Below are 6830 nucleotides of genomic sequence, written 5' to 3' on the forward strand. Positions count from 1 at the left end.
CTTCATCATCTAATTTATGCGTTTTGTGCATAAATTATAGGGTGCCTAATAAAAGAAAAGGCGACATAAGATGCCGCCTTAAGTGTAATACCAAATTTTGCTGGTATTGGTTGATTACCTAACTGGTGATGTTAAGGGCTACGGGCGCTCAAAGACAGTAGCGATACCCTGACCAAGCCCGATACACATGGTTGCAAGGCCGTACTTGGCGTCCTTGGCTTCCATTAGGTTGATAAGCGTTGTTGAGATACGTGCGCCAGAACAACCCAATGGGTGACCTAGAGCAATCGCGCCGCCATTCAGGTTCACTTTTTCGTCCATCACCTCAAGCAGACCTAGGTCTTTCGCACATGGCAGAGATTGCGCTGCGAACGCTTCGTTTAGCTCGACAACGTCCATATCTTCAATTGCAAGGCCTGCACGTTTGAGCGCTTTTTGCGTTGCAGGTACAGGGCCGTAACCCATGATGGATGGATCGCAACCTGCGATCGCCATGCCTTTGATTCGTGCTCGAATCTTCAAACCAAGTTCATTGGCTTTCTCTTCGCTCATGATCAGCATTGCGGATGCACCATCAGATAAAGCGGAAGACGTGCCGGCTGTTACGGTACCGTTCGCTGGGTCGAATACCGGACGAAGTTGAGACAGACCTTCAACGGTGGTCTCTGGACGAATCACTTCATCGTAATCTAACTGGAACAACGTACCGTCTGCTGCGTGGCCTTCGGTTGGTAGGATTTCGTTTTTAAAGCGACCTTCCAATGTTGCTGCGTGAGCACGAGCATGAGAGCGCGCCGCAAAATCATCTTGTTGCTCACGGCTGATACCATGAAGCTTACCAAGCATTTCAGCGGTTAAACCCATCATGCCAGCGGCTTTGGCGACGTTTTTCGACATGCCAGGATGGAAGTCTACACCGTGGTTCATTGGTACGTGACCCATGTGCTCGACACCGCCGATCAGGCAAATTTCCGCGTCACCTGTCATGATTGCACGAGTACCATCATGCAGGGCTTGCATAGATGAGCCACACAGACGATTCACGGTTACTGCGCCAATCTCAATTGGTAGGCCAGCAAGCAGCGCTGCATTACGCGCGATGTTAAAGCCTTGCTCAAGCGTTTGTTGCACACAGCCCCAGTAGATGTCTTCAATCTCACTTGGGTTCACTTGTGGGTTACGCGCCAGAATGCCTTTCATTAGGTGCGCAGAAAGGTCTTCTGCACGAGTATGACGGAAAGCACCACCTTTAGAGCGACCCATTGGGGTACGTAGACAATCGACTACGACAACGTTTCTGGTTTGATTAGTCATTTTGGGAATCCCTCCTTAGATAGAACCTTGCTGTTGCGCGCCGTAGAAGCTTTCGCCTTTCGCCGCCATATCAATCAGCATTTGCGGAACGTGGTACATCGCGCCTAGTTCGGCGTGCTGTTTTGCCATTTCAACAAATTCAGCAATACCTACGCGGTCTAGGTAGCGGAATACACCGCCGCGGAATGGAGGGAAACCAAGGCCGTAAACCAGCGCCATGTCTGCTTCTTGAGGGGTTGCAATAATGCCTTCTTGCAGACACAGCACCACTTCGTTGATCATCGGAATCATCATACGTTGGATGATGGTTTGCTCATCGAACTCTTGTTTGTCCGCGCAGACGTCTGCCAGTACTGGCAAGATATCTTCAGTGAAGGTTTTCTTCGGCTTACCTTTTTTATCAATGGTGTAGCTGTAGAAACCGTTGCCATTCTTCTGACCGTATTTGTTGACTTCGAATAGAGCATCAATCGCGTCACGACCTTGTTTACCCATTCGCTCAGGGAAACCTTCTGCCATCACGGCTTGTGCGTGGTGCGCAGTATCGATGCCGACTACATCAAGCAAGTACGCCGGGCCCATCGGCCAGCCAAATTTGCGTTCCATGACTTTGTCGACTTTAGTGAAGTCTGCACCGTCACGAAGCAACATGCTGAAACCGCCAAAGTACGGGAATAATACGCGGTTGACGAAGAATCCCGGACAGTCGTTCACGACGATTGGGGACTTGCCCATTTTCGCTGCGTAAGCCACTACGCGGTTGATGGTTTCATCAGAAGTTTTCTCACCACGGATGATTTCAACCAAAGGCATGCGATGCACAGGGTTAAAGAAGTGCATACCACAGAAGTTTTCTGGGCGTTTAAGTGATTGTGCCAATAGGTTGATTGGAATCGTCGATGTGTTTGATGTAATAACGGTGTCTTCACCAACGTGCGATTCGACTTCGCTCAGTACCGCTGCTTTTACTTTCGGATTTTCGACAACGGCTTCAACAATCACATCTGAGTTTTCGATGCCTGCGTAATGTAGGCTTGGGGTAATTGATGCCAAAATTCCCGCCATCTTGAAGCCGTCGATACGACCTTGAGCAAGGCGTTTGTTCAGCAGTTTAGACGCTTCGGTCATGCCTAAATCGAGAGATGGTTGGGCGATGTCTTTCATCAATACTGGCACGCCTTTCAGCGCAGATTGGTAAGCGATGCCACCACCCATGATGCCTGCACCTAATACCGCTGCTCGCTCAGTGTCTTTGCTTGCTGATTTCGCCGCTTTTTTTGCGATGCCTTTGATGTATTGGTCGTTAAGGAACAGACCAACCAGAGCTTTGGCTTCTTCTGATTTCGCGAGTTTAACGAAGTATTTGCGTTCAATGTCGAGCGCTTCGTTACGCGCAAAGCGTGCGCCTTCTTCAATCGTAATAACTGCAGTCATTGGTGCAGGGTAGTGTGGACCTGCTTTTTGTGCCACTAGGCCTTTTGCCATCGTGAAGCTCATCATCGACTCTAGCTTGCTGAGTGTCAGTGGTGAGGTTTTTTGTTTACGACGTGCTTGCCAATCGATCTTTTCGTTGATAGCTGAAGTCAGTGTTTGCAATGCGGATTCATACAACGCATCAGTTTTAACCACAGCATCCAATAAACCAATCTTCAAGGCCTCATCTGCACGACATGCTTTGCCTTGCGTGATGATTTCCATCGCGCTATCTGCACCGATAACACGCGGCAAACGCACACAACCACCAAAGCCTGGCATGATGCCCAGTTTGGTTTCTGGTAGGCCAATGCTGGTGGTCTTGTCACCGATACGCATATCGGTAGCCAGTACGCATTCACAGCCGCCGCCAAGTGTGTGACCTTTAAGTACTGAGATTGTCGGAACGGGTAAGTCTTCTAGTTTATTGAAGATGCTATTGGCAAATTGTAACCATTGATCGAGCTCGGCGTCTGTTTTAGCGAAGAGGCCCAAGAATTCAGTGATGTCTGCGCCAACGATGAACGCGTCTTTATCTGAAGTGAGCATTAAGCCCTTTAGACCTTGATGTGAAGTCAACGCATCAAGAGCCTTATCGAGAGACTCTAGCGTTGCTAGGTCGAGCTTGTTTACGGATTTAGGGGAGCAGAAGCTCAGCTCTGCTATGCCATCTTGTATTTCCTTTACCTGTAGGGTGTCGGCTTGGTAAATCATTGTCTATCTCCATGACATACAATCGTGGATTGTCTGTATACCTATTGTTAGTGCTGAATTCGTCGGCAAATAAGTATCGAGGAAGTCGTTTATTCTTATTCTGGTTTGACCAGTAAAGTTAGTTTGGATCGCGGATTGTTTAATTTCAATACATTTTTTAAACAAGTGTTTAACATTGTGCGCTGTGGCAGATCTTATGCGACTCTGAATTCACTCTCGTGATAGACTTCGAGCAAAGTAAACATTGACCTAATGCTATGAATGACCAGCCTTATCTGATTCCCTCAGCGCCAGCTCTGTTTGAAGAAGAAATCAAAAAAAGTGTCTTTATTACCTACCTCGCACACACGCCAAGCGTTGATGCGGCGAAGGCGTTTGTTGATCAAATTAAAGCCAAACACTCGGATGCAAGACACAATTGCTGGGGATTCGTAGCGGGCAGACCTGAAGATTCAATGAAATGGGGCTTTAGCGATGACGGCGAGCCGTCCGGGACTGCTGGCAAGCCAATTTTGGCGCAGCTATCGGGCTCTGGCGTGGGAGAAATCACTGCGGTAGTGACGCGATATTCAGGGGGCATCAAGCTTGGTACTGGCGGTTTAGTTAAAGCTTACGGCGGTGGGGTGCAGCAAGCTCTCAAGCGGCTTCAAACTATTGAGAAAAAAATAACCACAAAACTCAGACTAACGTTAGACTATGGGTTTATGCCTATCGCACAGTCGATCATGCCTCAATTTGGTGCGGTAGAAGTCGCTGCTGAATATAGCGATCAGGTAATATTAGTGGTGGAAATTGAGCTTCGTGAAGTGAGCGCGTTTACCCAAGCTATCATCAATAAAAGTGGGGCAAAGGCAATTGTAACCCCACTCGACGGACAATAATGAAAACCAGGAAGCAACAGGGACAGCTTCGCTAGTCAATCAATCCATGCAATTTCGTTCAATTATTCGAATCGTCGGGCTTTTGCTCGCGCTTTTTAGTGTCACCATGTTGGCACCTGCACTGGTTGCGCTTCTTTATCGAGATGGCGCTGGTGTACCTTTTGTCACGACTTTTTTTGTGCTGCTTTTTTGTGGAGCGATGTGTTGGTTTCCTAACCGTCGGCATAAACATGAGCTCAAATCACGTGATGGCTTTCTTATCGTCGTTCTTTTCTGGACGGTTTTGGGCAGCGCGGGTTCGCTTCCATTTTTAATCGCAGATAATCCCAACATTTCTGTGACTGACGCTTTTTTTGAATCCTTCTCTGCTTTAACCACTACAGGGGCGACCGTTATTGTCGGCCTTGATGAGTTACCTAAAGCGATTTTGTTCTACCGCCAATTTCTACAATGGTTTGGTGGGATGGGGATCATCGTACTTGCGGTCGCTATTTTGCCAGTGTTGGGCATCGGTGGGATGCAGTTGTACCGCGCAGAAATTCCGGGTCCAGTGAAAGATACCAAAATGACCCCGCGCATAGCCGAGACAGCAAAAGCGCTGTGGTACATCTATTTAAGCCTGACAATCGCTTGTGCGGTTGCTTTTTGGCTCGCGGGCATGACGCCGTTTGATGCCATCAGCCACAGCTTCTCTACCATTGCGATTGGTGGCTTCTCAACTCACGATGCCAGCATGGGCTACTTCGACAGTTACGCGATTAACCTGATTACCGTGGTGTTCTTGCTGATCTCTGCTTGTAACTTCACTCTGCACTTTGCGGCATTTGCCTCTGGTGGGGTTCATCCTAAGTATTACTGGAAAGACCCAGAGTTCCGCGCGTTCATCTTTATTCAGGTGTTACTGTTTTTGGTTTGCTTCTTACTACTATTGAAGCACCACTCTTACACATCACCTTATGATGCGTTTGACCAAGCATTGTTCCAAACTGTCTCAATCTCGACAACCGCAGGTTTCACCACAACCGGTTTTGCAGATTGGCCATTGTTCTTGCCAGTGCTGCTACTGTTCTCCTCTTTTATAGGAGGATGCGCAGGTTCGACCGGTGGTGGTATGAAAGTGATCCGCATTCTGCTTCTTACCTTACAAGGTGCGCGTGAACTTAAACGTCTGGTTCACCCTCGTGCGGTTTACACTATCAAAGTCGGAGGCAGTGCACTACCGCAACGTGTGGTCGATGCTGTATGGGGATTCTTCTCAGCATACGCGTTAGTGTTTGTGGTATGTATGTTGGGTTTGATTGCAACAGGCATGGACGAGTTAAGTGCATTCTCTGCCGTAGCAGCGACACTAAACAACCTTGGTCCTGGATTGGGCGAAGTCGCACTTCACTTTGGTGATGTAAACGACAAAGCGAAATGGGTGCTGATCGTCTCCATGCTATTTGGTCGTCTGGAAATATTTACCTTACTTATTCTACTCACGCCGACGTTTTGGCGTAGTTAAGGGGAAATCGTGGCAAAAGCATTATTTCTATACTCTTCTCGTGAAGGGCAAACCAAAAAAATCTTCCACTATATAGAAGAGCAATTAACAGACTTTGAATGTGAGCTGGTGGATTTACATAATGTAGAGACGATAGATTTCAGCCAATATGAAAAAGTGCTCATTGGTGCCTCTATTCGTTATGGTCACCTAAATAAGAAGCTATACCAATTTATTGAACGCAACCTCACTCAGCTAGAACAGAATAAAGTGGCTTTCTTCTGTGTGAACTTAACCGCCCGCAAAGAAGACCAAGGGAAAGATACCCCAGAAGGAAGTGCCTACATTCGTAAGTTCCTAATCAAATCTCCTTGGAAGCCAACATTAATTGGAGTCTTCGCTGGTGCCCTTTATTATCCGCGCTACGGTTGGTTCGACAAAATGATGATTAAGTTCATTATGTCGATGACTGGTGGTGAAACGGACACGACTAAAGAAGTGGAGTACACCAACTGGGAAAAAGTGGCTCTTTTCGCGGATAAATTCAAAGAACTGTAGAAATAACGTGCTCTTTTAAGTGGTTTTGCTGCAATTTCATCCGAACGATAAAAAAATCAAAAAAAACGTGAAAAAGGGCTTGCCAATGTGATCGCAATCTCTATAATGCCACCTCGCTGACACGGCAACGCTTCGAAAGAAACGAAGTCGAGGTTAGCAAGCCAAATTAGCCAAGCGGAAACGCTTGAAGAAAGTTTGAAAAAAGTGATTGACACTAAACTTTAACTCGCTAAAATGGCCGTCCTGTTTTGAGCAAAGCTCAACAGGAAAAGCTCTTTAACAATATAGACCTATCAATCTGTGTGGGCACTCGTTGATGATAATCCAATTAGATACTTCGGTATCAAATTAGGTTTCAATGAAACGAAGTGACCATTGAATCGAAAGATTCAGCACAGTCAATTCAA

Annotated in this window: 5 protein-coding genes; 3 read left to right on the plus strand and 2 right to left on the minus strand. The window is 47.1% G+C overall.

The window, feature by feature from the left end; all coding sequences use genetic code 11:
* Window positions 1–138: 138 nt before the first annotated feature.
* The gene (fadA, locus tag BIW15_RS21200) at window positions 139–1314 is read right to left on the minus strand and encodes an acetyl-CoA C-acyltransferase FadA (RefSeq protein WP_025572387.1); all 1176 of its coding nucleotides are present in this window, start codon (window positions 1312–1314) and stop codon (window positions 139–141) included.
* Between the two features lie 15 nt (window positions 1315–1329).
* Window positions 1330–3501, minus strand: a complete 2172-nt coding sequence (gene fadB, locus BIW15_RS21205; RefSeq protein ID WP_077281579.1) for a fatty acid oxidation complex subunit alpha FadB — start codon at window positions 3499–3501, stop codon at window positions 1330–1332.
* 257 nt (window positions 3502–3758) lie between these two features.
* On the opposite strand from fadB, the gene BIW15_RS21210 reads away from it, so the two are divergent.
* The 3 genes from BIW15_RS21210 to hemG are packed head-to-tail and all read left to right on the plus strand — an operon-like array spanning window position 3759 to window position 6423.
* On the plus strand, window positions 3759–4382 hold the full coding sequence (locus BIW15_RS21210) for a YigZ family protein (protein WP_031411187.1): 624 nt from the start codon (window positions 3759–3761) through the stop codon (window positions 4380–4382).
* 46 nt (window positions 4383–4428) lie between these two features.
* Window positions 4429–5886, plus strand: coding sequence for a TrkH family potassium uptake protein (locus BIW15_RS21215; RefSeq protein ID WP_005465049.1), 1458 nt, complete (start codon window positions 4429–4431; stop codon window positions 5884–5886).
* A gap of 9 nt (window positions 5887–5895) precedes the next feature.
* Window positions 5896–6423, plus strand: a complete 528-nt coding sequence (gene hemG, locus BIW15_RS21220; RefSeq protein ID WP_024703782.1) for a menaquinone-dependent protoporphyrinogen IX dehydrogenase — start codon at window positions 5896–5898, stop codon at window positions 6421–6423.
* Window positions 6424–6830: the final 407 nt, after the last annotated feature.

Source organism: Vibrio sp. SALL6, from assembly GCF_002002385.1.
Taxonomy (GTDB): domain Bacteria; phylum Pseudomonadota; class Gammaproteobacteria; order Enterobacterales; family Vibrionaceae; genus Vibrio; species Vibrio parahaemolyticus.